Raw genomic sequence first — 26,650 nt, forward strand, 5'->3', positions numbered from 1 at the left:
TCATCCTTGCCGACGGTCGTCGGCCCGGTCCAGAGCGGACGGGGCCGGAAGCCGTTTCCATCGTTCCGAGAGGTTGTTCGTGTCGGCCAGCACATCCCGTACGCTCCCGCCGGAGATCGCCGAATCCGAGTCTCTGATGGCGCTCATCGAGCAGGGAAAGGCCGAGGGGCAGATCGCCGGCGACGACGTGCGTCGGGCCTTCGAGGCTGACCAGATTCCGCCAACCCAGTGGAAGAACGTTCTGCGCAGCCTCAACCAGGTCCTCGACGAGGAGGGTGTGACGCTGATGGTCAGTGCCGCAGAGGCGCCCAAGCGCACCCGCAAGAGCGTCGCAGCGAAGAGCCCGGCGAAGCGCACCGCCACCAAGGCCGTCTCCTCCAAGACGGTCACGGCGCGGCAGTCCTCCGTCTCGTCCACGTCCGCCCAGGGCGCGTACGGCGACGAGACGGACGAGGCCGTGGCGCCCGCCAAGAAGACCGCCGCCAAGAAGGCGACGGCCAAGAAGACGGTGGCCAAGAAGACCGCCGCCAAGAAGACGACGGCCAAGAAGACGGCCGCCAAGAAGGACGCCGACGAGCTCCTCGACGAGGATCTCCTTGAGGAGACCCCCACCCCGGGCAAGGGTGAGGAAGAGGACGAGAGCGGCGAGACCAAGGGCTTCGTCCTGTCCGACGAGGACGAGGACGACGCCCCGGCGCAGCAGGTCGCGGTGGCCGGTGCCACCGCCGACCCGGTGAAGGACTACCTGAAGCAGATCGGCAAGGTCCCCCTGCTCAACGCCGAGCAGGAGGTCGAGCTCGCCAAGCGCATCGAGGCCGGTCTGTTCGCCGAGGACAAGCTGGCGAACGCCGACAAGCTGGCCCCGAAGCTCAAGCGCGAGCTGGAGATCATCGCCGAGGACGGCCGGCGCGCCAAGAACCACCTCCTGGAGGCCAACCTCCGTCTGGTGGTCTCCCTGGCCAAGCGCTACACCGGCCGCGGCATGCTCTTCCTGGACCTGATCCAGGAGGGCAACCTCGGTCTGATCCGCGCGGTGGAGAAGTTCGACTACACCAAGGGCTACAAGTTCTCCACGTACGCGACCTGGTGGATCCGCCAGGCCATCACGCGCGCGATGGCCGACCAGGCCCGCACCATCCGTATCCCGGTGCACATGGTCGAGGTCATCAACAAGCTCGCGCGTGTCCAGCGCCAGATGCTCCAGGACCTGGGCCGCGAGCCCACCCCGGAGGAGCTGGCCAAGGAGCTCGACATGACCCCGGAGAAGGTCATCGAGGTCCAGAAGTACGGCCGTGAGCCGATCTCCCTCCACACCCCTCTGGGTGAGGACGGCGACAGCGAGTTCGGTGACCTCATCGAGGACTCCGAGGCGGTCGTGCCGGCCGACGCGGTCAGCTTCACCCTGCTCCAGGAGCAGCTCCACTCCGTCCTGGACACCCTCAGCGAGCGCGAGGCCGGCGTGGTCTCGATGCGCTTCGGTCTCACCGACGGTCAGCCGAAGACGCTCGACGAGATCGGCAAGGTCTACGGCGTGACGCGTGAGCGCATTCGTCAGATCGAGTCCAAGACGATGTCGAAGCTGCGTCACCCGTCGCGCTCCCAGGTGCTGCGCGACTACCTCGACTAGTCCTGACAGAGCGATAGATCGATCGCCGTGGGGCCCGGTTCCTCTTCCGAGGGGCCGGGCCCCGCTGTTTCCCGGGATGCGGTGACCGGCGCGCGGGGTGACGCTGGGTAGGCAAAGAACTTCGTTCCGTCAGGAGGCTGTGTATGCGCGCCCTGAGGTACCCGCTGATCGGAACGGCCGTGCTGCTGCTGGCGGCTCCGCTCCCGGTGCGGGCGGGGGAACGCGGGGTCATCGGCGGGCAGGCCGTGAAGGTCGCGGACGTGCCCTGGACGGTGGCTCTGGCGAGCCGTGAGCGGTTCGGCCCCACGCGGTCGGGTCAGTTCTGCGGCGGTGCCCTGGTGAGCCGTTCGACGGTCGTGACGGCGGCCCACTGCCTCAGCCGTGAGGTGCTCGGCGTCGAGATGTCCGAGGCGAAGGACCTCCGGGTGATCGTGGGGCGCGACGACCTGCGGGGCGGGGGCGGGAAGGAGATCGCGCTCAAGGACGCCTGGGTCAACCCCGCCTTCAACCCCGAGACGAACGCCGGGGACGTGGCCGTGCTCACCCTGGCCGAACCGGTCGCCGACAAGACGCCGATCGCCCTGGCGAAGGAGGGGGACGTGGCCTATCAGCCGGGGACGGAGGCGGGCGTCTACGGCTGGGGCGACATGTTCGGCAACGGCGCCTACTCGCCGACGCTGCGGGGCGCGCGGGTGGCCATCCTGGAGGACGCGATGTGCAGGCAGGCGTACCCGGGCGGCCCCGAAGGGGTCTACCAGCCGTCGACCATGCTCTGCGCGGGGCTGCCGCGCGGCGGGCGGGACGCCTGCCAGGGCGACAGCGGGGGCCCGCTGGTGGCGCGGGGTCGCCTCGTGGGGCTGGTGTCCTGGGGGAGCGGATGCGCCCAGGCGGGCCGTCCGGGGGTCTATACGCGCGTCTCGGCGGTCGCCGCGCTGGTGTGGGCCCACAGCGTCGACCCGGCTCCCGCGGCCCCTCCTCCGGCCGCTCCGCCGCCCGCGCAGCCCTCGGTGGCCCCGCCCGTCCGGCCGCCGGCCGCCCCGTCCGCGTCACCGCAGGTGGCGCCGCCCGCTCCGGGGTCGGGGAAACGCCCGGGCAGGAGACCCATGTGAGCCCGGGAACAGCACCGCCGGAGGGCCGCGGAGACCGGGAAAGGGTACGAGAGCGGGCGGCCTCCCCGGTGGGGTGGCCGCCCGCGGCTGCCCGGCCCTGGATGGCCGGACCTCGCTCGTCGTCGGATGCGATGTGTCAGCGCTGCACCGCGCGGACTCAGCGGTCCTCGTCGGACGCGGACGCCGGCACGGCGGTGAGCCGCTCCGTCTCGTCCTGTATTTCCGCGGCGATCTTCTTGAGTTCTGGCTCGAACTTGCGGCCGTGGTGGGCGCAGAAGAGCAGTTCACCGCCGCTCATGAGAACGACGCGCAGGTAAGCCTGAGCGCCGCACCGGTCGCAGCGGTCAGCGGCCGTCAGCGGGCTCGCGGGGGTCAGAACAGTAGTCACGTCGCCTCTTCTCTAGCTCGACGAGCTGTCGTACCAGGGTCAACATCCAACCAGGCCGAAAACGTTCCCGCTCGTGGCTTTTCCTCGAAACTTCCTTTCGAGTGGGGCCGGACCTTGACGTTTGGCGGCGAATGAGCCGTATCGCGTGGGCTTACGGTTTCACGTCGCTGGGGGTTGTCGTCCTCCCGGCCGGCTTGCCGGGTTGTTCTTGAGGACGTGCCCGGAGCCTAAATGGTTCATGCCTCGAAGGGAACGTGATGTGCATGTCACTCCATCGAGGTATCGAACGCCTGATCGAATCTCGATTAGCATGGTTGTTCTCAAGGGTGGCGGCACAAAGGCTCTACCTGGCCTCGGTACCCTCTGAACGGCAACCGAGCCACCCTTGTGCCCCACTCGGGCCAGACAGAAATTCAGCGAGGAGCGAACCGCGTGACCGCCGAGACGTCCGTGCCGTCCACTGCGTTGCTGACCGGGGCAGACCGGGACGGATCCAACTACACCGCTCGGCACCTGCTCGTCCTCGAGGGCCTGGAGGCCGTCCGCAAGCGGCCCGGCATGTACATCGGGTCCACGGACAGCCGTGGCCTGATGCACTGCCTCTGGGAGATCATCGACAACTCCGTCGACGAGGCCCTCGGCGGGTTCTGCGACCACATCGAGGTGATCCTCCACGACGACGGGTCGGTGGAGGTGCGGGACAACGGCCGCGGCATCCCCGTGGACGTCGAGCCCAAGACCGGGCTGTCCGGTGTCGAGGTCGTGATGACCAAGCTGCACGCCGGCGGCAAGTTCGGCGGTGGCTCGTACGCGGCCTCCGGCGGTCTCCACGGTGTCGGCGCCTCCGTCGTCAACGCGCTCTCCGCGCGGCTGGACGTCGAGGTCGACCGGAACAGCAGGACCCACTCGATCAGCTTCCGCCGGGGCGTTCCCGGCATCTTCACCGAGTCGGGCCCGGACGCGCCCTTCGACCCCTCCGGCGGCCTGCTCAAGGGCAAGAAGGTCCCCAAGGCCCGCACCGGCACCCGCGTCCGCTACTGGGCGGACCGCCAGATCTTCCTCAAGGACGCCAAGCTCTCTCTGGAGACCCTCTACGGGCGCGCCCGGCAGACGGCCTTCCTGGTGCCCGGGCTGACGATCGTCGTCCGCGACGAGCGGGCCCTGGACGGCGGGGAGACCACCGAGGAGACGTTCCGCTTCGACGGCGGCATCAGCGAGTTCTGCGAGTTCCTCGCGCAGGACAAGGCCGTCTGCGACGTGCTGCGGCTGTCCGGGCAGGGCACCTTCAAGGAGACCGTGCCGGTCCTCGACGACCGGGGCCACATGACCCCCACCGAGGTCACCCGCGAGCTCGGCGTGGACATCGCCCTGCGCTGGGGCACCGGCTACGACTCCACGGTCAGGTCCTTCGTCAACATCATCGCCACCCCCAAGGGCGGTACGCACGTCACCGGATTCGAGCGGTCGATCGCCAAGACGGTCAACGAGGCGCTCCGCTCGGCCAAGCTGCTGCGGGTCGCCGAGGACGACGTCGTCAAGGACGACGCCATGGAGGGGCTCACGGCGGTCGTGACCGTCCGGCTGGCGGAGCCGCAGTTCGAGGGCCAGACCAAGGAGGTGCTGGGCACCTCGGCCGCCAACCGGATCGTCGCCAACGTGGTGGCCAAGGAGCTCAAGGCGTTCCTGACCTCCACCAAGCGCGACGCCAAGCAGCAGGCCCGGGCCGTGCTGGAGAAGATCGTGGCGGCGGCCCGCACCCGTATCGCCGCCCGCCAGCACAAGGAGGCCCAGCGGCGGAAGACCGCGCTGGAGTCCTCCTCGCTGCCGGCCAAGCTGGCCGACTGCCGCAGCGACGACGTCGAGCGCAGCGAGCTGTTCATCGTCGAGGGCGACTCGGCCCTCGGCACGGCCAAGCTGGCGCGGAACTCGGAGTTCCAGGCGCTGCTGCCGATCCGCGGCAAGATCCTCAATGTCCAGAAGTCCTCGGTCTCGGACATGCTCAAGAACGCCGAGTGCGGCGCGATCATCCAGGTGATAGGAGCCGGGTCCGGCCGCACGTTCGACATCGACGCCGCGCGGTACGGGAAGGTGATCTTCCTGGCCGACGCCGATGTGGACGGCGCGCACATCCGCTGTCTGCTGCTGACGCTGTTCCAGCGCTACATGCGGCCGATGGTGGAGGAGGGCCGGGTCTTCTCGGCCGTGCCCCCGCTGCACCGGGTGGAGCTGACGAACCCCAAGAAGGGGCAGGACAAGTACATCTACACCTACTCCGACAGCGAGCTGCGGCAGACGCTGATGCAGCTGGAGCGCAAGGGCGTCCGCTACAAGGAGAGCATCCAGCGCTACAAGGGCCTGGGTGAGATGGACGCCGACCAGCTCGCCGAGACCACGATGGACCCCCGCCACCGCACCCTGCGGCGGATCAACATCAGCGACCTGGAGGCCGCCGAGCGCGCCTTCGACCTGCTGATGGGCAATGAGGTCGCGCCGCGCAAGGAGTTCATCACCAACTCCGCGGCCACGCTGGACCGCTCGCGCATCGACGCCTGACGGCCCGGCGGGCCCGCCGCGCGGCACTCGATGTCCACCCCCGGGTGGAGAGATCATCTCCACCCGGGATCCACCCCGGACCCACCCGTGCTCCGATACGCGCCGGGAGCCGACTCCGTAGCGTGGAATCCGTGGCGATCGAGAACTGGACTGAGTGGCCCGCCCGCGAGGCGCTCGCCAAGGTGGGTGTGCCCCGGCGGCGCCAGGTGATGACGTGGGTGGTGCGCGTCGTCCTGGTGGGCGCCTTCCTGTGGGGGGTGCTCCGCGAGGACGTCTTCCACGGATGGGGGTACGCCGCGCTCGCGGCCGGCTTCGTGCTCTGCGCCGCCGCGGTGCGGGGGTGCTATCTGACGACGCTCGCCATGCGGTTGTGGCCCTCCGTCGCGCTGCTGGGCGTGCCGGTGCTGGTGGGGGTGGCCGCGCAGGCGGCCGGGTCGCACGCCGCGGCGACGGGGCTGTGGTGCGTCAGCGCGGCCATCGCCGTGGAACGGCTGCCCCTGGGCGCCGGGCTGGCCTTCGCGGGCGTATCGCTGGGGGCGTATGTGCTGGCCCTCCACGACCGGTCGGTGACGACCGCGGTGACGGTCGTGGGTGTGCTGCTGATCGGGTACTCGCTGCGGCTGGACGAGGAGGCCCGGGGGGCCGGGTTCCGGTTGCTGGCGCAGGAGCGGGCCGCGCGGCGGGCCGAGGCGGAGTCGGCGGCGCTGGCCGAGCGCGCCCGTATCGCCCGCGAGATACATGACGTGCTGGCGCACAGCCTCTCCGCGCAGTTGGTGCATCTGGAGGCCGCCCGGCTGCTGATCGAGAGCGACGCCGACCGGCAGCGGATCCTGGAGCGGGTGGCGGCGGCCCGGGGTATGGCGCGCCAGGGCCTGGCCGAGACGCGGCAGGCGCTGTCCGCCCTGCGGGGTGAGCTCACACCGGTCGAGGAGTTCCTGCGGGAGGTCGCGGCGGCGGAGGGGGCGCGGCTGGAGACGGCGGGGGAGCCGCGCGGGCTGCCGGCGGAGGCGGGGCTGGCCGTGCGGAGGGTCGCGCAGGAGGCGCTCACCAATGTGCGCAAGCACGCCCCCGGTGCCCGGGTGGAGATGCGGTTCACCTATCTGGAGCGAGAGGTGGAGCTCTGGGTGAAGGACAGCGGAGCGCGGGGCACGGTCGAGGGGCTGGCGGCCTCCGGTGCCGGGTACGGTCTGCTCGGGATGAGGGAGCGCGCCGAACTGCTCGGCGGCACGCTGGAGGCCGGGCCGGCCGGATCGGACCAGGAGGGCTTTGTGGTGTGTCTGAGGGTGCCCACATGACGGGCGGTACGAGCGATGGGGTGGGCGGGCCGGACGGGCCGGGCCGTGCCCTCGGGGAGGGGAGCGCGGGGCCACGGGCGGCGCGGGTGGTGGTCGCCGACGACCAGACCGTGGTGCGCGAGGGGATCGTGATACTGCTGGGCCTGCTGCCGGGGATCGAGGTCGTGGGTTCGGCGGCGGACGGGCTGGAAGCGGTGCGGCTGGTGGCCGAGCACGCGCCCGATGTGGTGCTGATGGATCTGCGGATGCCGCGGTGCGACGGTGTGGAGGCCACCCGGCGGATCCGCGCCGAGTACCCGGGCACCCAGGTCGTCATCCTGACGACCTACGCCGACGACGACTCGCTGTTCCCCGCGTTGCGGGCCGGGGCGCGCGGCTATCTCACCAAGGACGCCGGCGGGGAGGAGATCGTCAGGGCGGTCGCGCACGTGATGTCGGGGGAGGCGGGGCTGTCCCCGAAGGTACAACTGCGGCTGCTGGAGCGCCTCTCCACGGGCGTGGTCCAGCGTCCGCCGACGGTGCCAGGGCCTCCGCGCGAGCTTCCGGACGGGCTGACGGCACGGGAGGCGGAAGTCCTCTCACTCGTCGCCGAGGGGCTGTCCAACGGCGAGATCGCCCGCCGTCTCCAGGTCAGCACCGCGACGGTGAAGACCCATATCAACAACCTCTTCGCCAAGACCGGGGTGCGCGACCGGGCGCAGGCCGTGCGGTACGCCTTCCGGCACGGCATCGCGCGACCGCCGGGGACCTCCCTCCCCTGATGGCCTATCAGGGCGACGAGTCGTCACCGCGCGGACCAGGCGTAGCGGTGCTCCGGGCGGCCCGTCTCGCCGTACTTGAGCGTCAGACTGAGCCTGCCCGACTCCTCCAGCCGCTTGAGATACCGCTGGGCGGTCGACCGGCTCAGCCCCGAGCGCTCCGCCACCTCGTGTGCCGACAGCGGCCGTGAGGCGTCCGAGAGCACCCGGCGGATCAGGTCGGCCGTCGGCGCGGAGTGCCCCTTGGGCAGAGGCGTGGTGACGGCGGCGGTGCGCAGGGTGCCGAAGATCCGGTCGACCTGGTCCTGTTCCGCCTCGTCGGCGCCCTCCAGGGTCCGCCGCAGCCGCGCGTACGCCTCCAGCTTCACCCGCATCCCCGGGAAGGTGAACGGTTTCACCAGGTACTGGAGCACGCCGTAGCGCATGGCGGTCTGCACGGTCGCGACGTCACGGGCCGCGGTGACCATGATCACGTCCGTGTGGTGACCGAGCTCCCGGATGCGGCGGATCAGCGACAGCCCGCTCTCGTCCGGCAGATAGTGGTCGAGGAGCACCAGGTCGATGCCTCCGCGCTCCAGCAGTGCCAGCGCCTGCGCGGCGTTGTGGGCCGTGGCCCGCACCCGGAATCCCGGCACGCGCATGACATACGCGGCGTTGATCTCGGCGACGCGGAAATCGTCGTCCACGACCAGGACCTCGATCATCTGCTCACTCCTTCGAGGGATCGTGTGCCCGGCGCCAAGGGGTGGAGGGCGTCCGGCAGCTCCACGGTGAAGACCGCGCCGCCGCCGTCCCGTTCACCCGCGCGGGCCGAACCGCCGTACCGTTCGGCGAGCCGCCGTACGAGCGAGAGGCCCAGCCCCCGGGGGCGGTTGGGCGCGGCCTCCTTGGTGGACCAGCCGTCGGCGAAGACCAGTTCGCGTGCCTCCTCCGGGACGCCGGGGCCGTTGTCCGAGACGGTGACCACGGCCGTCGTGCCCTCCGCCCGGATCCCGACCTCCATAAAGGCGTCCGGACGGTACCGCCCGGTGGCGTCCAAGGCGTTGTCCACGAGATTGCCGAGCACGGTGACGAGGTCCCCCGGCTCCACCACCCGGCCCGGCAGGTCCGACTCCTCGCTCACCCGCAGCGCCACCCCGCGCTCCGCGGCGACCGCGCTCTTGCCCACCAGCAGCGCGCTGACCAGCGGTTCATGGACCCGCTCGGTCACCTGCTCGGCGGTGGCCCGGTGGGCGCCGGTGACCTCGGCCACGAAGTCGACCGCCTCCTGGTACATCTCCAGTTCCAGCAGCCCGACGAGGGTGTGCAGCCGGTTGGCGTGCTCGTGGTCCTGGGCGCGCAGTGCCTCCGTCAGCCCCCGGGTGCCGTCCAGTTCACGGCCCAGCTGCTCGAGTTCCGTACGGTCGCGGAGCGTCGCCACGGTGCCGCCGTCGGTGGTGTCCATCCGGTTGACGACCAGGACCCGGCCGTCCCGGACGGTGAGCAGGTCCGTCCCGGTCACCCGGCCCGCCAGGACGTCGGTGGTCCGGCCGGGCGGGAGGGCGGCGTCCAGTGGCCGGCCGAGGGCGTCCGGGCCGATGCCGAGCAGCCGTCGCGCCTCGTCGTTGATGAGCCGGACCCTGCCCTTCCGGTCGAGGGCCACCACCCCCTCGCGGATGCCGTGGAGGATGGCCTCGCGTTCGTCGAGGAGGGCGGATATCTCCGACAGCGCGATGCCGCGGGTGCGTTTGCGCAGCCGCCAGGAGACGGCCAGGGCCGCCAGCGCGCCGACCGCCAGCGCCGCTCCGGCGTTGGTGAGGATGCTGGGCAGGGCGTGCAGCAGGATGTCGCGCACGTCGTCGTAGGCGATGCCGACGGAGACGGCGCCCACGATCGCGCCCTCCGGCCCGCGCAGCGGCACCTTGCCGCGCGCCGAGCGGCCCAGGGTGCCGTTCTCGATGCCCGTCCACTCGCGTCCGGCCAGGGCCGGGCCCGGATCGGTGCTGACGTGCCGGCCGATCTCGGCGGGTGTGGTGTGGGAGTAGCGGATGCCCCGGGTGTCGACGACCACGACGTAACTGGCGTCCGTCGCCAGGCGGATGCGCTCGGCGGCGGTCTGCACCGGTCCGTCGGGGCTCGGCGGCCCGGCCAGGATGTCATGGGCGAGCCCGGGCTGGGCGGCGGCCGCCTCGGCGATGGCCAGCGCCCGGCGTTCGGCCTGCTCGTCCAGCTGGGCGCCCAGGGGCGCGAGGAAGAGGCCGGCGGTCAGCGCGGTGACACCGGTGGTGATCAGCAGTTGGACGGACAGGGCCTGGGCGAAGACACGCCGGGGCAACCGGGGGCGCATGTACGAGCCTTTCGCATTCCGGGCCATGGGTGTGTACCGAACGTAGCCGCACGATGGCCTCTTGTGTCACCCCCGTGTCACTTTCGTTGTTCTATCGCGAGCAAAACGAGCAGAACAGGCTTCGTACGCTGAAGTCGCACAGCGCACACAAGACTGCCGCTGTGGCGCACGCCACTCCTAGCCTCCAGCACCGGTCGCCCCGCACGGGCCGCGGGGCCGGACACCCGGGAGCGGAGGCGCCCTATGAACAGCGGTAACAGCGGCAAGCCAGGGGAGAACCCCGGCGGCACACCACGACCGGCCGCGGCGCCGGCGATCGAGCTGCGCGGTGCGACCAAGGTGTTCCGCACCCCCTCGGGGGCGGACCACACGGCCGTGCGCGATCTCGACCTCACCGTCGCCCAGGGCGAGTTCGTGGCGGTCGTCGGCCCGACCGGCTGCGGCAAGTCCACCACGCTCACGCTGGTCAGCGGCCTGGAGGAGCCCACCGAGGGCGAGGTGCTGGTGGGCGGCGAGCCCGTGACCGGCATCCGGCCCGAGGTCGGCTTCGTCTTCCAGCAGGACGCGGTCTTCCCCTGGCGGACCGTGCTGGCGAACGTGATGGCGGGCCCGCGCTTCCGCGGGGTGCCGAAGGCCGAGGCGCGCGAACGGGCCCGTGACTGGCTGGGCCGGGTGGGGCTCGCGGCGTTCGAGGACCGCTATCCGCACCAGCTCTCCGGCGGCCAGCGCAAGCGCGTGGCGCTCGCCCAGACCTTCGTCGGCGACCCGGCGATCCTGCTGATGGACGAGCCGTTCTCGGCGCTGGACGTACAGACCCGGGCGCTGATGTCGGACGAACTCCTGGAGCTGTGGGGCGGTTCGCGCCCCGACGGCCGGGCGGCGGCTTCCGTCGTCTTCGTCACCCACGACCTGGAGGAGGCCATCGCGCTCGCCGACAGGGTGGTCGTGATGACGGCCGGGCCGGCCACCGTCAAGGAGGTCTTCCCGATCGACCTGCCCCGTCCCCGGAGAGTCGAATCCGTGCGCCTGGAGCCCCGGTTCATCGAGATCTACCGGGAGATCTGGTCCTCCCTCGGCGAGGAAGTCCGTATCACCCGGGAAAGGGGTGCCGCTCATGTCGCCTGAGTCCGTCGTCGCCTCCGTCGTAGCGCAGAAGCGCCCCCAGGGGCGCACGGAAGCGCGGGCACGCGCGGCGCGCAACCACAGGCTGAAGGTCCTCGGCGCGCGCGTCCTCCTCCTCGCCGCCCTGCTGGGCGCCTGGGAGATCATGGCCCGTAACGACGTCATCGATGCCTTCAACTTCTCGATGCCGTCGAAGGTCTGGGACCAGATCGTCCAGTGGACCCTCCACGGCACCCCGCAGGGCCCGCTCGGCGAGCAGATCGCGTACACGCTCTACGAGGCCCTGCTCGGCTGGATCGTGGGCGTGACGGCCGGAGTGGTCCTCGGCATCGTCCTCGGCAGGGTCCGCTTCCTCGCCGACGTCCTCGGCCCCTTCATCAAGGTGCTCAACGCGCTGCCCAGGATCGTCCTCGCGCCGGTCTTCCTGATCTGGTTCGGCCTCGGGCCCGCCTCCAAGGTGGCCTCGGCCGTGGTGCTCGTGTTCTTCCCCGTCTTCTTCAACGCCTTCCAGGGCGCCCGAGAGGTGGACCGCAACCTGGTCGCCAACGCCCGGATCCTGGGCGCGAGCGGTCGGCAGGTGACCCTCCAGGTCGTCATCCCCGCCGCCACCTCCTGGATCTTCACCAGCCTCCACGTCAGCTTCGGCTTCGCGCTGATCGGCGCGATCGTCGGCGAGTACATCGGCGCGGACAGGGGCATCGGCCTGCTCGTCTCCGCCTCCCAAGGCACCTTCAACACCGCCGGCGTGTACGCGGCGATGGCCATCCTCGCCGTCGTCGCCCTGCTCGCCGAGGGGCTGCTGACCTTCCTGGAGAAGCGGCTCTTCCGCTGGAAGCCCGCCGCACCCGGCGAGCGCTGACCCCCACCGCGCACCATCCGCCCCACCCCCCTCGACCTGACCATAAGGAACGGAAAATGCGTACCTCCGCCAAGTTCTCAGCGCTGGTCGTCGCCGGAGCGATGTGCCTGTCCCTCTCCGGCTGCGCCGACGAGTCGTCGGCCGACACCTCGGGCAACGAGTCCCTCAAGGGGGACGTCGTCAAGATCATGGTCGGCGGCCTGGACAAGGTCATCTACCTGCCGGCGGTGCTCACCCAGCGCCTCGGCTACTTCCAGCAGGAGGGCCTGACCGTCAAGCTCCTGAGCGAGCCCGCCGGCGTCCAGGCCACGACCTCCCTGCTCTCCGGTGACGTCCAGGGCGTCGTGGGCTTCTACGACCACACCCTCGACCTCCAGGTCAAGGGCAAGAAGGTGGAGTCGGTGGTGCAACTGGCCCAGACGCCGGGCGAGGTGGAGGTCGTCTCCACCAAGGCGGCGGGCGACATCGTCTCCCCCAAGGACTTCAAGGGGAAGAAGCTGGGCGTCACCGGACTCGGCTCGTCCACCGACTTCCTCACCAAGTACCTGGCGGTGAAGAACGGCGTGGACGTCAGCGACGTGACGCCCGTGGCGGTCGGCGCGGGCCAGACCTTCCTCTCGGCCCTGGAGAAGGGCGCGATCGACGGTGGCATGACCACCGACCCGACCGTCGCCCAGGTCCTGGACAAGAACCTCGGCAAGGTCCTCGTCGACATGCGCACACCGGAGGGCTCCAAGGCGGCCCTCGGCGGGCTCTACCCCGCGTCGAGCCTCTACATGAGCAGCGACTGGGTGAACAGCAACAAGGAGACCGTCCAGAAGCTCGCCAACGCCATGGTGAAGACCCTGAAGTGGATGTCCGAGCACACGCCCGAGGAGATAGCGGAGCAGATGCCCGCCGACTACGCCAAGGGCGGCAAGGACCTGTACGTGAAGTCGATCCGCAGCACGCTGCCGATGTTCACCAAGGACGGCGTGATGCCCGCCGACGGGCCGAAGACCGTGCTCCAGGTGCTCAAGTCCTTCAACCCGAACCTCAAGAACGCCTCCGTGGACCTGGAGAAGACCTACACCACGGAGTTCGTCAAGAAGGCCGGCTGACCCCGGCCGCCCGGGCGGCGAGCGGGCTGATGGCGACGACGTCCATCCGGGCCGGCGTGCCCAGCGCCCGGCCGCAGCTCTCGGGTCGGGGCGGCGCCGCGGCGCCCTGCTCGACCTCGACCCGCCAGGCGCGCCCGTCCGTGTGCGCGACGGTCACGGACCAGCGGGGCGCGGCCCCCTCGGTCCCGGTGACGTCCAGGGCGTCCGCGCCCTCCTCGCCGGTCAGCGCGCGGACGGCCAGCTCGGCGGCCTGCGCGGGGCGCTCCCAGGCGGAGCGGCCCCGGCAGTGCGCGGTGGTGATCCTGCCGTCGCGCGCCGCCTCCAGGGCCTCCTTGACGGCGTGCGCGGTGGCCCGCCCGTAGGCGTAGCCGTAGGGCAGGACGACCAGGGTGGGGGCGAAGCGGTGGCCACCGAGGTGGGTGACCTCCCAGACCTCCGTGCCGCCCGCGGCGGCCAGCTCGGCGGCGAGCGGCCGGCCCAGCAGGGCGCAGCAGCGGTCGCGCTTGCCGTTGGTGCACACCAGGGCGAGCGGATCCCCGGCGTACGGCTCCCACAGCCCGCCGTGCTCGCCGGCGCCGAGCGCCGCGAGGTCCAGCTCCAGCAGCGCGGCCGGGTCGGCGAGGGCGGTCGTACGGATCCAGGAGCGGCCGGGCGCGGTGTGGGCCAGGAAGATCCGCTGGAGGGCCGGCTCGTGGCAGTCCGCGTGCCGTCCGGGGCGGCGGATCAGGGCGATCCGCACTCCGGTCCCCTTGGTGGCCTCGTCGAGGGCGCGGCCGACGGCGGGGTCGAGGTGGCTGGAGGTGAGGGCGTTCGCGCCCCACGGGCCGGGCTGCTCGATCAGCAGCCAGGTCCGCGCCGGTGCGGCGGTACCGGCCAGCGGCTCGGTCAGCTGTCGGGAGGCGGTCGCGCACGTGCTCACGTAGGTGAGCCTAACCTGACCGGGTCCGGTCCTGCGCGCCGAGGGCCCTCCTATCCTGGGTCGGGCGGTGGACCCCGGTCCGTCCGCCGCAGTGGACCGACGAGGGAGGCTTTTTCTTGGCCAAGCGACAGATTCCGGTCATCGTGCTGGCGGGATTCCTCGGATCGGGCAAGACGACCCTGCTCAACCACCTCCTGCGGCACAGCGGAGGCACCCGGATCGGGGCGGTCGTCAACGACTTCGGCAAGATCGAGATCGATGCGATGAGCGTCGCCGGCCAGGTGGACTCCATGGTCTCCCTCGGCAACGGCTGCCTGTGCTGCGCCGTGGACGCGAGCGAGCTGGACGGCTTCCTGGACCGGCTGGCCCGCCCGGCGGCCCGCATCGACGTGATCGTCATCGAGGCCAGCGGGCTGGCCGAGCCCCAGGAGATCATCCGGATGATCCTGGCTAGCGACAACGACAGCGTCGTCTACGGCGGGCTGGTCGAGGTCGTCGACGGGGCGGAGTTCTCCGCCACGCGCGAACGCCACCCGGAGCTCGACCGGCACGTGGGCATCGCCGACCTCGTGGTCCTCAACAAGGCCGACCGCATCGGGGACGAGACCCGCGAGAGCCTGCTGGAGACGCTCGCCGGGCTGGCCCCGGGCACTCCCGTCGTCCCGGTCTCCCACGGGCGGATCGACCCGGAGATGCTCTTCGACCGCAAGCCCCGCGAGGACCACCTGGAGGCCGTGCGCCAGCTCTCCTTCGAGGACCTCCTCCTCGCGGACGACGAGCACGACCGCGAGCATGACCACGACCACGGCGAGCATTGCGGGGAGGGGTGCGACCACAGCGGCCATCTCCACTCCGGCTACGAGAGCGTCGAGTTCCGGTCCGACACCCCCATGAATCCCCGGCGGCTCATGGAGTTCCTCGACGGCAGGCCCGAGGGCCTCTACCGCATGAAGGGCTTCGTCCACTTCGGCGTGGCCGGCCACCGCGACAAGTTCACCCTCCACGCGGTGGGCGACTTCCTGCGCTTCTACCGGTCGCCGTGGGCGCGCTCCGAGGAGCGCGTCACGCAGATGGTGATGATCGGCAGGGGCATCGACGCCGGCACCCTGAAGGCGGGGCTCGAAGGCTGCCGGGACACGGCACCGGAAGAGACCGAGGAGCACAGCATGTGGGGCGTCCTGCGCTACGCGCAGGACTGAGACGCACCCAGGCTTGAGATACACCCAGGCTTGAGACGCACCCGAGCTCGAGGTGCGCGCGGACCCGCGCGCACCTCGAGCCCCGAAGGCCTACACCGGGCCGGCCACCACGGTCACCGGCTTCGGCAGCGGCGTACCCGAACCGTCGCGGCGCGGGTCGGGCGTCGGCAGCTCGGCCGGCATGCCGGTGGCCGTCGCGGCCCGCGCCGGGGCGGCGCCCGCCCAGGCCAGGACGAGGCAGTCCTCGCCCTTGAGGAAGCGCTGGCAGCGCACTCCGCCCGTGGCCCGGCCCTTGCGCGGGTACTGGTCGAACGGCGTCATCTTCGCCGTGCCCTCCGAGACCGCCCCCGGCAGCCCGCCCCGGGCACCCGCGACCGTGACCACCACCGCGTCCTCCGCGGGGTCGACGGCAGTGAAGGAGATGACCTTCGCGTCCGGCGACAGCTTGACGCCCGCCATGCCGCCCGCCGGGCGGCCCTGCGGCCGCACCTGCGAGGCCTGGTAGCGCAGCAACTGGGCGTCGTCCGTGACGAAGACCAGGTCCTCCTCGCCCGTGCGCAGCTCGACGGCGCCGACGACGGTGTCGCCGTCCTTGAGGCCGATGACCTCCAGCTCGTCCTTGTTGGCCGGATAGTCCGGGACGACGCGCTTGACCACGCCCTGCTCGGTGCCGATGGCCAGGCCGGGGGAGGACTCGTCGAGCGTGGTCAGGCAGACCAGCCGCTCGCCGTCCGCCAGCGTCAGGAACTCGGACACCGGGGCGCCGCCCGCCAGGTTCGGCGGGGCCGCCGTCTCCGGCAGCTGCGGCAGGTCGATCACCCGCAGCCGCAGCAGCCGCCCTGCCGAGGTCACCGCGCCCACCTCGCCCAGGGCCGTCGCCGGGACGGCCGAGACGATCACGTCGTGCTTCACGCGCTTGGCGTCGGCCGAGGCGTCCGCCGGCTCGCCCGTGGCCGTGCGGGCCAGGAGGCCCGTGGAGGACAGCAGCACCCGGCACGGGTCGTCCGCGACCTTCAGCGGCACCGCCGAGGCCGGCTGGCCCGCCGACTCCAGCAGCACCGTGCGCCGGTCGGTGCCGAACTTCTTCGCCACGTCCGCCAGTTCCGCCGAGACGAGCTTGCGGAGCTCCGCGTCCGACTCCAGGATCCGGGTCAGCTCGGCGATCTCCTCGGTGAGCCTGTCGCGCTCCGACTCCAGCTCGATCCGGTCGAACTTGGTCAGGCGGCGCAGCGGGGTGTCGAGGATGTACTGGGTCTGCACCTCGGAGAGCGAGAAGCGCTCCACGAGTGATGCCTTGGCGCCCGCCGCGTTATCGCTCGATCGAATGATTCGGATGACCTCGTCGATGTCGACGAGCGCCACCAGCAGGCCCTCGACCAGATGCAGCCGGTCGCTCCGCTTGCCGCGCCGGAACTCGCTGCGCCGGCGGACCACCTCGAAGCGGTGGTCGACGTAGACCTCCAGCAGCTCCTTCAGGCCCAGCGTCAGCGGCTGCCCGTCCACGAGCGCCACATTGTTGATGCCGAAGGACTCCTCCATCGGCGTCAGCTTGTAGAGCTGCTCCAGGACGGCCTCGGGGTTGAAGCCGTTCTTGATCTCGATGACCAGGCGCAGGCCGTGGGCCCGGTCGGTGAGGTCCTTGACGTCGGCGATGCCCTGGAGCTTCTTCGAGCCGACCAGGTCCTTGATCTTGGAGACGACCTTCTCCGGGCCCACCGCGAAGGGCAGCTCGGTGACGACCAGGCCCTTGCGGCGGGGCGAGACGTTCTCCACGGAGACCGTCGCGCGGATCCTGAACGTGCCGCGGCCGGTCTCGTAGGCGTCACGGATGCCGCTCAGGCCCACGATGCGGCCGCCCGTGGGCAGGTCCGGGCCCGGGACGAACTTCATCAGGGTGTCGAGGTCGGCGCCCGGGTGCCGGATCAGGTGCCGGGCGGCGGCGATGACCTCACCCAGGTTGTGCGGCGGCATGTTCGTCGCCATGCCGACCGCGATGCCGGACGAACCGTTGACCAACAGGTTCGGATAGGCGGCGGGAAGGGCCACCGGCTCCCGCTCGCTGCCGTCGTAGTTCGGCGCGAAATCGACGGTGTCCTCGTCGATCGACTCGGTCATCAACGACGACGGCGACGCCATCCGGGCCTCGGTGTAACGCATGGCCGCGGGCGGGTCGTCGTTGCCCAGCGAGCCGAAGTTGCCGTGGCCGTCCACCAGGGGCAGCCGCATCGAGAACGGCTGCGCCATGCGCACGAGGGCGTCGTAGATCGAGGCGTCGCCGTGCGGGTGGAGCTTGCCCATCACCTCGCCGACGACGCGGGCGCACTTCACATGCCCCCGCTCGGGCCGCAGGCCCATCTCGTTCATCTGGAAGAGGATGCGGCGCTGGACCGGCTTGAGGCCGTCCCGGGCGTCGGGCAGGGCGCGGGAGTAGATGACGGAATAGGCGTACTCGAGGAAGGAGCCCTGCATCTCGTCGACGACGTCGATGTCGAGGATGCGCTCCTCGAACTCTTCCGGCGGCGGGGTCTTCGTGCTGCGGCGGGCCATCGCGGCTGCTGCTCCTTCGATCGATTGCCGATGCGGGGTCCTGACGCGGACCATTGTGGACCGAGCCACCGACAACGCCGACCGCGACCCGTCCGGGGCATCCCCGGCGGTTCGGGAACTTCGCCAGATGTCAGCGCGCTTGCATACAGTGACAGGACTGTTCATCACGCGAGTCGTCGCGAGGCACCGCGGGATCTCAAGAGATCGAAGGGACGTACATGCCCATGGGTCACACGGCCACGCAACAGGCCGGCTCCGGCGGCCTGACAGCGACCGAGCACCGCCTGGCCAACGGCCTGCGGGTGATCCTCTCCGAGGACCACCTGACCCCGGTCGCCGCGGTCTGCCTCTGGTACGACGTCGGCTCGCGCCACGAGGTCAAGGGCCGTACCGGCCTCGCCCACCTCTTCGAGCACCTGATGTTCCAGGGCTCGGCCCAGGTCAAGGGAAACGGCCACTTCGAGCTGGTGCAGGGCGCCGGCGGATCGCTCAACGGCACCACGAGCTTCGAGCGCACCAACTACTTCGAGACCATGCCGGCCCACCAGGTGGAGCTGGCCCTGTGGCTCGAGGCCGACCGGATGGGCTCGCTGCTCACCGCCCTCGACGACGAGTCGATGGAGAACCAGCGCGACGTCGTCAAGAACGAGCGCCGCCAGCGCTACGACAACGTGCCCTACGGCACGGCCTTCGAGAAGCTGACGGCCATGGCCTACCCCGACGGCCACCCGTACCACCACACGCCCATCGGCTCCATGGCCGACCTGGACGCCGCCTCCCTGGAGGACGCGCGCGCCTTCTTCCGCACGTACTACGCGCCGGGCAACGCCGTCCTCTCGGTCGTCGGCGACATCGACCCCGAGCAGACGCTCGCCTGGATCGAGAAGTACTTCGGCTCCATCCCGGCGCACGACGGGAAGCAGCCCCCGCGCGACGGCCGGCTGCCCGACACCATCGGCGAGCAGCTGCGCGAGGTCCTCCGCGAGGAGGTCCCCTCCCGCGCGCTGATGGCCGCCTACCGCCTGCCCCACGACGGCACGCGCGAGGCCGACGCCGCCGACCTGGCGCTGACCATCCTCGGCGGCGGCGAGTCCTCCCGCCTCCACAACCGCCTCGTGCGGCACGACCGCACCGCCGTCGCGGCCGGCTTCGGCCTGCTGCGCCTGGCCGGCGCGCCCTCGCTCGGCTGGCTGGACGTCAAGGCGTCCGGCGGCGTGGAGGTCCCCGCGATCGAGACCGCCGTGGACGACGAGCTCGCCCGCTTCGCGGCCGAGGGCCCGACGCCCGAGGAGATGGAGCGCGCCCAGGCCCAGCTGGAGCGCGAGTGGCTGGACCGGCTGGCCACCGTCAGCGGCCGCGCTGACGAGCTGTGCCGCTTCGCCGTGCTCTTCGGCGACCCCCAGCTCGCCCTGACCGCGGTTCAGCGCGTCCTGGACATCACCCCCCTGGAGGTGCAGGAGGTCGCCAAGGCCCGGCTGCACCCCGACAACCGCGCCGTGCTGGTGTACGAGCCCACGCCCCAGTCCGGCACCGACGCCGCCGGCGAGAACGAGGAAGAGGAGGCGGACCGGTGAGCGACGCCGCAGCCGCGAGCACCCAGACCGCAGAGGCCTCGATGGAGTTCCACCCGCAGCCCCGCCCCGGCACCGCCTCCCCCTGGGCCTTCCCCGCCCCCGAGCGCGGCCTGCTCCCCAACGGGCTGACCGTGCTGCGCTGCCACCGCGCCGGCCAGCAGGTCGTCGCCGTCGACGTCGTCCTGAACGCGCCGCTGGCCGCCGAGCCCGAGGGCCTGGACGGCGTCGCCACGATCATGGCGCGCGCCTTCTCCGAGGGCACCGACAAGCTCAGCGCCGAGGAGTTCACCGCCGAGCTGGAGCGCTGCGGCGCCACCCTCGACGCCCACGCCGACCACCCCGGCGTCCGGCTCTCCCTGGAGGTCCCGGCCTCCCGGCTGGGCAAGGCCATGGGCCTGCTCGCCGACGCCCTGCGCGCCCCGGCCTTCCCGGACGGCGAGATCGAGCGCCTGGTCGACAACCGCCTGGACGAGATCCCGCACGAGCTGGCCAACCCCGCCCGCCGGGCGGCCATGGCGCTGGCCGCCGAGCTCTTCCCGGCCGGCTCCCGGATGTCCCGCCCCCGCCAGGGCGCGCAGGCGACCGTCGAGCGCATCGACGCCGCGGCAGTCCGGGCCTTCTACGAGGCCCATGTCCGCCCCGCCACCACCACCGTGGCGATCGTCGGCGACTTCACCGGCATCGACCTCGACCGGACCCTGGCGGAGTCCCTCGGCGCCTGGACCGGCACCACCGCCGAGCCGCTGCCCGTCCCGGCCGTCACCGCCGACGACACCGGCCGCGTCGTGATCGTGGACCGGCCCGGCGCCGTCCAGACGCAGTTGCTCATCGGCCGCACCGGCCCCGACCGGCACGCGAGCACCTGGCCCGCCCAGATCCTCGGCACCTACTGCCTCGGCGGCACCCTCACCTCCCGCCTGGACCGCGTCCTGCGCGAGGAGAAGGGCTACACCTACGGCGTGCGCTCCTTCGGCCAGGTGCTGCTCTCCGCCCCCGACGGGACGGGCACGGCCATGCTCGCCATCAGCGGCTCCGTGGACACCCCCAACACCGGCCCCGCCCTGGCGGACCTGTGGACCGTGCTGCGCACCCTCGCCGCGGAGGGCCTGACGGACGCCGAGCGCGACGTCGCCGTGCAGAACCTGGTCGGGGTCGCGCCGCTGAAGTACGAGACGGCCGCGGCCGTCGCCGCGACCTTCGCCGACCAGGTCGAGCAGTACCTGCCGGACGACTTCCAGGCGCGGCTGTACGAACGCCTCGCGGACACCGGCACGGTGGAGGCCACGGCGGCCGTCGTGAGCGCCTTCCCGGCCGACCGCCTCGTCACCGTCCTCGTCGGCGACGCCGCCGAGATCGCCGAGCCCGTCAAGGCCCTGGGCATCGGCCCGGTGACGGTCATCCCCGCCTGACGGCGACTCACCACCCCGGCGCGGCAGGCCACGCCGCGCCGGGGCCCCTTCGGCGCATGGGTCCGTTGTGACCCATGCGCCTCACTTATGTCCGCTTTCAGGCGGAGGTTGGGTGTTGGTCGTGTGGCGTACGTCATAAAAACCCACTTCTGTTTGCTGTTCGAATCTGACGCCGATTAGCGTCAGGCCCGGCAGCCCGCCGATCGGAGCCGCGACCGCGGCCCCGGGCAGCCATCGCCGAGTCCCCGAAGCGCCAGCAGAGGGGAGCCGGGGACCCAAACGTCCCTGGGGTGAATCGGGCCCCTCTCACGAGGGATCCGTAGGAGACCTTCCTGCTCCGAACCCGTCAGCTAACCCGGTAGGCGAGAGGGAAGGAAAGGAAACAGCCGCGACATGGCGTTCACCCGTGCCACCGGGAAGCACCGTCGTCCGAGCCGAGCCGCGCGCGTCAGCGCGAACGTGGCGGGCATAGCCACTCTCACGGCCGCCGGCGTAGTCGCCGGTGTCGCCGCCCCGGCCTTCGCCGCCTCCGACGACACGCAGCGCCCCGAGGACACCGGCCTGACCCAGGCCGTCGTCATGGGCGACGTCATGGCCGAGCACGTCGACGCCCAGGCCGAGTCCCAGCGCAGCGCCGCCGACGAGGCCGCCGCCCGCCTCCAGGCCGAGGAGAGCGCCAAGCAGAAGGCCGTCCAGGCCAAGCAGCGCTACGAAGAGGCCAAGCGCAAGGCCGAGGAGGAGCGCGCCGCCAAGGAGAAGGCCGCCCGCGACGAGGAGCGCAAGCGCCTCGGCACCTTCGTGAGCCCGATCGACGGCTCCTACGTCTCCACCTCCTACAAGGCCTCCAGCGGCCTGTGGTCCTCCGGCAGCCACACCGGTATCGACATGCACGCCGAGACCGGTACCTCCGTCCACGCCGTCGGCATGGGCACCATCGTCGAGGCCGGCTGGGGCGGCGCCTACGGCAACAACGTCGTCATCCAGATGGCCGACGGCACGTACACCCAGTACGGCCACCTGTCCTCCATCGACGTCTCCGTCGGCCAGTCGGTCACCCCGGGCCAGCAGATCGGCCTCTCCGGCGCCACCGGCAACGTCACCGGCCCGCACCTGCACTTCGAGGCCCGCACGGCCCCCACCTACGGCTCGGACATCGACCCGATCGCCTACATGGCCGCGCACGGCGTCAACCTGTAACGACGACGCCCGACGACTCGCGAAAGGCCCCGGCCCCCGGCCGGGGCCTTCGTGTTGGCCAAAAAATATCCATGAAACGGCGGCACCATCGGAAAACGCCCGGGATTGCCATAGAGTCGCCGAACGGACGTCAATCGGCCGTGCTGCACGGGGATTGAGGCATGAGGCGGAGGTAGACCCATGCGGGGCCGTACGTGAGCGGCGACGGCGAAGGGCCGCGCGAGAGCCGTCGTATTTCCACGCACGCGGTGTGCACCGCCATCCGCGACGACATCGTCTCCGGCGCTTTCCCGCCGGGCAGCCGGCTCATCGAGGAAATCCTCGCCCGCCGCTACGGCGTCTCACGGGTCCCCGTGCGCGAGGCGCTGCGCACCCTGGCCTCCGAGGGCTTCGTGACCACCCGCCGGCACGCCGGCGCCTGCGTCGCCGAACCCACCGAGCGCGAGGCCGCCGACCTCCTCGACATCCGGGCCCTGCTGGAACCGCTGGGCGCCGCCAAGGCCGCGCAGCGGCGCTCCGACGCCCACCTCAAGGTGCTGCGGGGCCTGGTCAGACTCGGCCAGGAGCGGGCCCGGGCGGGCCGCTGCGGCGAACTGCGCCAGCTCGGCGACTGGTTCGACGAGACCCTCGCCCAGGCGTCCGGCAGCCCCTCCGTCGCCGGGCTCCTGACCCAGCTGCGCCGCAAGATCGCCTGGGTGTACGCCCCGGGGCCCGTGGTCCGGCCGCTGGAGACCTGGGAAGCGTGCGGGGCGTTGGTGGACGCGGTGGCCCGCGGGGACGTGGAGCGCGCCCGGGAACTCGCCGCCGTACGGGCAGGCCGTTCGCCCGGTGAATTCCTGCTGCGGCGGACGGGGGGCGATCGCGTCCACCCGCCGAAACAGCCCGTAAACACGGCGGGCGTCCGTTCTTAACGAGCGGCCGCTATTCCTGGAGGAATAGGGCCGGGAATTCGTGGCGGTCCCCGGCCGGGGCACGCCGTGCGCGTCTGCGGAGAGCGGCGCGCACGGCGTGTGAAAAACCTGTGAATACGGCAGGGTGGTGGACACCCGGCTCGCGGGTGGGCGGCTCATGGGTATGCCGGTGACGGATGCGACGACGGGGCCGCGGCGGCCTGTCGTCGGCTGCCGCGGCCCCGCCGCGCGGTCCGCCCGATGAGGGCGGGCCGGAGGATCAGACGGTCTCCGGGAGCTCCTCGAGCCCCTCGGCGACGAGCTTGGCCAGACGGTCGAGCGCGGCCTCGGCACCCTCCGCCTCACTGGCGAGGACGATCTCCTCGCCACCCTGGGCGCCCAGGCCCAGCACGGCGAGCATGGAGGCGGCGTTGACGGGGTTGCCGTCCGCCTTGGCGATCGTCATGGGGACGCCGGCGGCGGTCGCCGCACGGACGAAGATCGACGCGGGCCGGGCGTGCAGGCCCTCGGCCCAGCCGACGTTTACGCGGCGCTCAACCATGGTGTTGCCCTTCAAGTCGATATTGGTTGTCTAGACCATTGTGGCACGGGGCGCGCGGTGCCCCGCGCGTGCGCCCCCACCAGGGCCCTTCGGTCGCGCCCGTGGCCCGGGCGGCACCGGCCCGCTGTCGGTGCCCGGCCTTACGCTGGGCCCATGCAGACGCCGTCCGAGCACGCGTACCCGACCCACTGGGAAGCCGATGTCGTGCTGCGCGACGGCGGCATCGCCCACATCCGCCCCATCACGCCCGACGACGCGGGACGGCTGGTCAGCTTTTACGAGCAGGTGTCGGACCAGTCCAAGTACTACCGCTTCTTCGCCCCCTACCCCCGCCTCTCCGACCGGGACGTCCACCGCTTCACCCACCACGACTACGTCGACCGGGTGGGCCTGGCCGCGATCGTCGGCGGCGAGTTCATCGCCACCGTGCGCTACGACCGCATCGCCCCCGCCGACGAGGCCGAGGTCGCCTTCCTCGTCCAGGACGCCCACCAAGGGCGTGGCGTCGCCTCCGCCCTGCTCGAGCACATCGCGGCCGTCGCGCGCGAACGCTCGATCCGGCGCTTCGCCGCCGAGGTGCTGCCCGCCAACAGCAAGATGATCAAGGTCTTCACGGACGCGGGCTACACGCAGAAGCGCAGCTTCGAGGACGGCGTCGTCCGCCTCGGCCTCGACCTGGAGCCCACCGACGCCTCCCTCGCCGTCCAGCGCGCCCGCGAACAGCGCGCCGAGGCCCACTCCGTGCAGCGCCTGCTCACCCCGCGCTCCGTCGCCGTCGTCGGCGCCGGCCGCGAGCCCGGCGGCATGGGCCGCACCGTGCTGCGCAACATCGTCGCCGGCGGCTTCACCGGGCGGACGTACGCGGTCAACCGCGCCTTCCCCGAGGAGCCTTCGCGGCTGGAGCCCGAGGGCGTTCCGGCCCACCGCTCCGTCGGCGGCATCGCCGAGCCGGTCGACCTCGCGGTCGTCGCCGTCCCCGCCGAGGAGGTCCCCGCCGTCGTCGCCGACTGCGGGGAGCACGGCGTCCAGGGGCTCGTCGTGCTCACCGCCGGGTACGCCGAGAGCGGCGGGAGGGGCCGCGCCCGCCAGCGCGAGCTGGTCCGCCAGGCCCGCTCGTACGGCATGCGCGTCATCGGCCCCAACTCCTTCGGCCTCATCAACACCGCCGAGGCCGTCAGGCTCAACGCCTCCCTCGCCCCCGAGCTGCCCGCCACCGGGCGGGTCGGGCTGTTCAGCCAGTCCGGCGCGATCGGCATCGCCCTGCTCTCCGGGCTCCACCGGCGGGCGGCCGGCCTCGTGGGCATCTCCACCTTCGTCTCCGCCGGCAACCGCGCCGACGTCTCCGGCAACGACTTCCTCCAGCACTGGCACGACGACCCCGACACCGACGTCGTCCTCATGTATCTGGAGTCCATCGGCAACCCGCGGAAGTTCGCCCGCCTCGCCCGGCGCACGGCCGCCCGCAAGCCGCTCGTCGTCGTCAAGGGCGCGCGGCACGGCGCCGCCGCCCCGACCGGCCACGCCGTGCCCTCCACCCGCATCCCCGACGCCACGGTCTCGGACCTGCTGCGGCAGGCCGGCGTCATACGTGTCGACACGGTCACCGAGCTGGCCGACACCGGACTGCTCCTCGCCTCCCAGCCGCTCCCCGAGGGCCCCCGCGTCGCGATCTGCGGCAACTCCGAATCGCTCGCCCTGCTCACGTACGACGCCTGCCTCACGGACGGGCTGCGGCCCCTGCTGCCCCGCGACCTGACCACGTCCGCCACCCCGGCGGACTTCCGCGCCGCGCTCTCGGCCGCCCTGGCCGACCGGGCCTGCGACGCCGTGGTCGTCACCGCCATCCCCTGGGTCGGCGACACCTCCGCCGCCGACCTCGCCACCGCCCTGCGCGAGGCCGTCGCGACGGCCCCCACCGCGAAGCCGGTCGCGGTCGTCCACCTGGAGATCCCCGGCTTGGCCGAAGCCCTGGCGGCACCGGTCCCGGACCGGGCCGCCGAGGATGCCGGTGCCCTGGACGGCGGGGTGCCGGCGGACGCCGCTGCCGCGGGCGCCGTCGCGGCGGAGGCCACCGCTGTCGTCGGCGCCGCCCTGGGCGAGGCCTCGGCCGAGCGCGGCGCTCCGGCCCACCGAGACAGGGCCGAGGACGGCATGGATTCGGCGGCCGAAAGCCCTGCCTCCCCGGCGGCGGACGGCGGGTCCGCCGGCCGGGCGGTCGCGTCGGGCGAGCCGGTCGGCACGGCCGCAGGACCCGCGCCCGCCGCAGGCGACCCCGCAAGCGAGGCCGCCATCCGGATACCCGCCTACCCCGCCGCCGAGCGGGCCGTGCGGGCGCTCGCCGAGGCGGTGCGTTACGCGCGGTGGCGGCGGGACGTCGCCGTGCCCGGGCGGGTGCCCGAGTACGACGACATCGACGAAGAAGGCGCCGCCGCCGACATCGGCGTCCTGCTCAAGGCCCACGGCGCCGTCGCCCCGCGCGCCGTGACGCTCTCCGCCCCCGACACCCAGCGCCTCCTCGCCCGCTACGGCATCGCCGTGCTGCCCGCCCTGCCCGCGCCCGACCCCGACAGCGCCGTGGACGCCGCCCGGCGGCTCGGCTTCCCCGTGGCCCTCAAGCCCACCGCGCCCCACCTCCGCCACCGCGCCGACCTGGGCGGGGTCCGCCTCGACCTCGGCGGCGAGGCGGAACTGCGCCGCGCGTACGCGGAATTGACCGAGCTGCTCGGCAAGCCCGAGGAGCTGAGCCTCGTCGTGCAGTCCATGGCCCCGCGCGGCGTCGACACCGTCGTCCGCGCCGCCATCCACCCCACCGCCGGCGCCGTGCTCTCCTTCGGGCTGGCCGGCGCCCCCTCCCTGCTGCTCGGGGACATCGCCCACCGGCTCGTCCCGGCCACCGACCGGGACGCCGCCGAGCTCATCCGTTCCGTGCGCACCGCGCCGCTGCTCTTCGGCTGGCGCGGCTCCGCCCCCGTGGACACCGCGGCCCTGGAGGAGCTGCTGCTGCGGGTCTCGCGCCTCGTCGACGACCACCCGGAAGTCGTCGGCGCCGACCTGGAGCCGGTGATCGTCGCCCAGCACGGGGTGCACGTCCTCGGCGCGACCATACGGCTGGCCCCGCCCCCGGCCCGCTCCGACCTCGGCCCGCGGAGTCTGCCCCTGTACTGAGCCCTGGCGCCGAGCCCCGCTACCGAGCGCCGACGGTGCGCCCTGGCCGGG

20 protein-coding genes and 1 riboswitch are annotated in these 26,650 nt (G+C 72.1%); of the genes, 14 read left to right on the plus strand and 6 right to left on the minus strand.

Going from position 1 to position 26,650, the window contains the following annotated elements; translation table 11 throughout:
- Positions 1-79: 79 nt before the first annotated feature.
- Both EKH77_RS24320 and EKH77_RS24325 read left to right on the plus strand, forming a co-directional pair.
- Positions 80-1,627, plus strand: coding sequence for an RNA polymerase sigma factor (locus tag EKH77_RS24320; RefSeq protein ID WP_206279913.1), 1,548 nt, complete (start codon positions 80-82; stop codon positions 1,625-1,627).
- A gap of 143 nt (positions 1,628-1,770) precedes the next feature.
- Entirely contained in the window at positions 1,771-2,736 is a 966-nt protein-coding gene (locus tag EKH77_RS24325) for a trypsin-like serine protease (RefSeq protein WP_206279914.1), read from the plus strand.
- Positions 2,737-2,893: 157 nt separating this feature from the next.
- On the opposite strand, the gene EKH77_RS24330 is transcribed toward EKH77_RS24325, so the two are convergent.
- Positions 2,894-3,124: a DUF7455 domain-containing protein gene (locus EKH77_RS24330; RefSeq protein WP_071961820.1), complete on the minus strand. Its 231-nt coding sequence runs from the start codon at positions 3,122-3,124 to the stop codon at positions 2,894-2,896.
- 432 nt (positions 3,125-3,556) lie between these two features.
- Between EKH77_RS24330 and EKH77_RS24335 the strand changes: the two genes are divergently transcribed.
- The 3 genes from EKH77_RS24335 (at position 3,557) to EKH77_RS24345 (ending at position 7,733) form a co-directional block, all read left to right on the plus strand.
- Complete coding sequence (locus EKH77_RS24335; RefSeq protein ID WP_126916435.1) at positions 3,557-5,677, plus strand: DNA gyrase/topoisomerase IV subunit B; 2,121 nt, start codon at positions 3,557-3,559, stop codon at positions 5,675-5,677.
- A gap of 131 nt (positions 5,678-5,808) precedes the next feature.
- A complete protein-coding gene (locus EKH77_RS24340; RefSeq protein WP_240667503.1) occupies positions 5,809-6,972 on the plus strand; it encodes a sensor histidine kinase in 1,164 nt (387 codons plus the stop codon).
- The gene (locus EKH77_RS24345) at positions 6,969-7,733 is read left to right on the plus strand and encodes a response regulator transcription factor (protein WP_126916436.1); all 765 of its coding nucleotides are present in this window, start codon (positions 6,969-6,971) and stop codon (positions 7,731-7,733) included. Before EKH77_RS24340 ends, EKH77_RS24345 begins: the two co-directional genes overlap by 4 nt.
- 23 nt (positions 7,734-7,756) lie before the next feature.
- On the opposite strand, the gene EKH77_RS24350 is transcribed toward EKH77_RS24345, so the two are convergent.
- The gene (locus EKH77_RS24350; RefSeq protein ID WP_126916437.1) at positions 7,757-8,434 is read right to left on the minus strand and encodes a response regulator; all 678 of its coding nucleotides are present in this window, start codon (positions 8,432-8,434) and stop codon (positions 7,757-7,759) included.
- Complete coding sequence (locus EKH77_RS24355) at positions 8,431-10,056, minus strand: sensor histidine kinase (protein WP_126916438.1); 1,626 nt, start codon at positions 10,054-10,056, stop codon at positions 8,431-8,433. The genes EKH77_RS24350 and EKH77_RS24355 overlap by 4 nt, the downstream gene beginning before the upstream one ends.
- Before the next feature lie 243 nt (positions 10,057-10,299).
- Here EKH77_RS24355 and EKH77_RS24360 point away from each other — a divergent pair, with 243 nt between their 5' ends.
- From EKH77_RS24360 to EKH77_RS24370, 3 genes are read left to right on the plus strand one after another with little or no spacing between them, the layout of a single operon-like run.
- Complete coding sequence (locus EKH77_RS24360; protein ID WP_126916439.1) at positions 10,300-11,181, plus strand: ABC transporter ATP-binding protein; 882 nt, start codon at positions 10,300-10,302, stop codon at positions 11,179-11,181.
- Entirely contained in the window at positions 11,171-12,037 is an 867-nt protein-coding gene (locus EKH77_RS24365; RefSeq protein ID WP_126916440.1) for an ABC transporter permease, read from the plus strand. The genes EKH77_RS24360 and EKH77_RS24365 overlap by 11 nt, the downstream gene beginning before the upstream one ends.
- Before the next feature lie 56 nt (positions 12,038-12,093).
- On the plus strand, positions 12,094-13,137 hold the full coding sequence (locus EKH77_RS24370; protein ID WP_126916441.1) for an ABC transporter substrate-binding protein: 1,044 nt from the start codon (positions 12,094-12,096) through the stop codon (positions 13,135-13,137).
- Here EKH77_RS24370 and EKH77_RS24375 read toward each other — a convergent pair.
- Positions 13,121-14,056 carry a sucrase ferredoxin gene (locus EKH77_RS24375; protein WP_126916442.1) on the minus strand — a complete coding sequence of 312 codons (936 nt, stop codon included), beginning with the start codon at positions 14,054-14,056 and terminating at the stop codon, positions 13,121-13,123. The two genes, EKH77_RS24370 and EKH77_RS24375, sit on opposite strands and share 17 nt — an antisense overlap.
- A gap of 116 nt (positions 14,057-14,172) precedes the next feature.
- Between EKH77_RS24375 and EKH77_RS24380 the strand changes: the two genes are divergently transcribed.
- Positions 14,173-15,255, plus strand: coding sequence for a CobW family GTP-binding protein (locus tag EKH77_RS24380; protein ID WP_126916443.1), 1,083 nt, complete (start codon positions 14,173-14,175; stop codon positions 15,253-15,255).
- A gap of 90 nt (positions 15,256-15,345) precedes the next feature.
- Here the strand turns inward: EKH77_RS24380 and EKH77_RS24385 are convergent, their stop codons facing one another.
- Positions 15,346-17,802: a DNA gyrase/topoisomerase IV subunit A gene (locus EKH77_RS24385; protein ID WP_126916444.1), complete on the minus strand. Its 2,457-nt coding sequence runs from the start codon at positions 17,800-17,802 to the stop codon at positions 15,346-15,348.
- Between the two features lie 224 nt (positions 17,803-18,026).
- On the opposite strand from EKH77_RS24385, the gene EKH77_RS24390 reads away from it, so the two are divergent.
- The 4 genes from EKH77_RS24390 (at position 18,027) to EKH77_RS24405 (ending at position 22,893) form a co-directional block, all read left to right on the plus strand.
- Positions 18,027-19,376, plus strand: a complete 1,350-nt coding sequence (locus EKH77_RS24390) for a M16 family metallopeptidase (RefSeq protein ID WP_126918260.1) — start codon at positions 18,027-18,029, stop codon at positions 19,374-19,376.
- A 41-nt stretch (positions 19,377-19,417) separates the two neighbouring features.
- A complete protein-coding gene (locus EKH77_RS24395) occupies positions 19,418-20,785 on the plus strand; it encodes a M16 family metallopeptidase (protein ID WP_126918261.1) in 1,368 nt (455 codons plus the stop codon).
- Between the two features lie 225 nt (positions 20,786-21,010).
- Positions 21,011-21,165, plus strand: a riboswitch (cyclic di-AMP (ydaO/yuaA leader).
- A gap of 13 nt (positions 21,166-21,178) precedes the next feature.
- Positions 21,179-21,982 (plus strand): M23 family metallopeptidase, encoded by an 804-nt coding sequence (locus EKH77_RS24400; RefSeq protein ID WP_126916445.1) that lies wholly within the window; start codon positions 21,179-21,181, stop codon positions 21,980-21,982.
- 194 nt (positions 21,983-22,176) lie between these two features.
- On the plus strand, positions 22,177-22,893 hold the full coding sequence (locus tag EKH77_RS24405) for a GntR family transcriptional regulator (protein ID WP_240667504.1): 717 nt from the start codon (positions 22,177-22,179) through the stop codon (positions 22,891-22,893).
- 259 nt (positions 22,894-23,152) lie between these two features.
- Here the strand turns inward: EKH77_RS24405 and EKH77_RS24410 are convergent, their stop codons facing one another.
- Positions 23,153-23,434 carry an HPr family phosphocarrier protein gene (locus EKH77_RS24410; protein ID WP_126916446.1) on the minus strand — a complete coding sequence of 94 codons (282 nt, stop codon included), beginning with the start codon at positions 23,432-23,434 and terminating at the stop codon, positions 23,153-23,155.
- A gap of 153 nt (positions 23,435-23,587) precedes the next feature.
- On the opposite strand from EKH77_RS24410, the gene EKH77_RS24415 reads away from it, so the two are divergent.
- Positions 23,588-26,599: a bifunctional GNAT family N-acetyltransferase/acetate--CoA ligase family protein gene (locus EKH77_RS24415; RefSeq protein WP_126916447.1), complete on the plus strand. Its 3,012-nt coding sequence runs from the start codon at positions 23,588-23,590 to the stop codon at positions 26,597-26,599.
- Positions 26,600-26,650: the final 51 nt, after the last annotated feature.

The sequence above is a fragment of the Streptomyces luteoverticillatus genome (assembly GCF_003970715.1).
Lineage (GTDB): Bacteria > Actinomycetota > Actinomycetes > Streptomycetales > Streptomycetaceae > Streptomyces > Streptomyces abikoensis.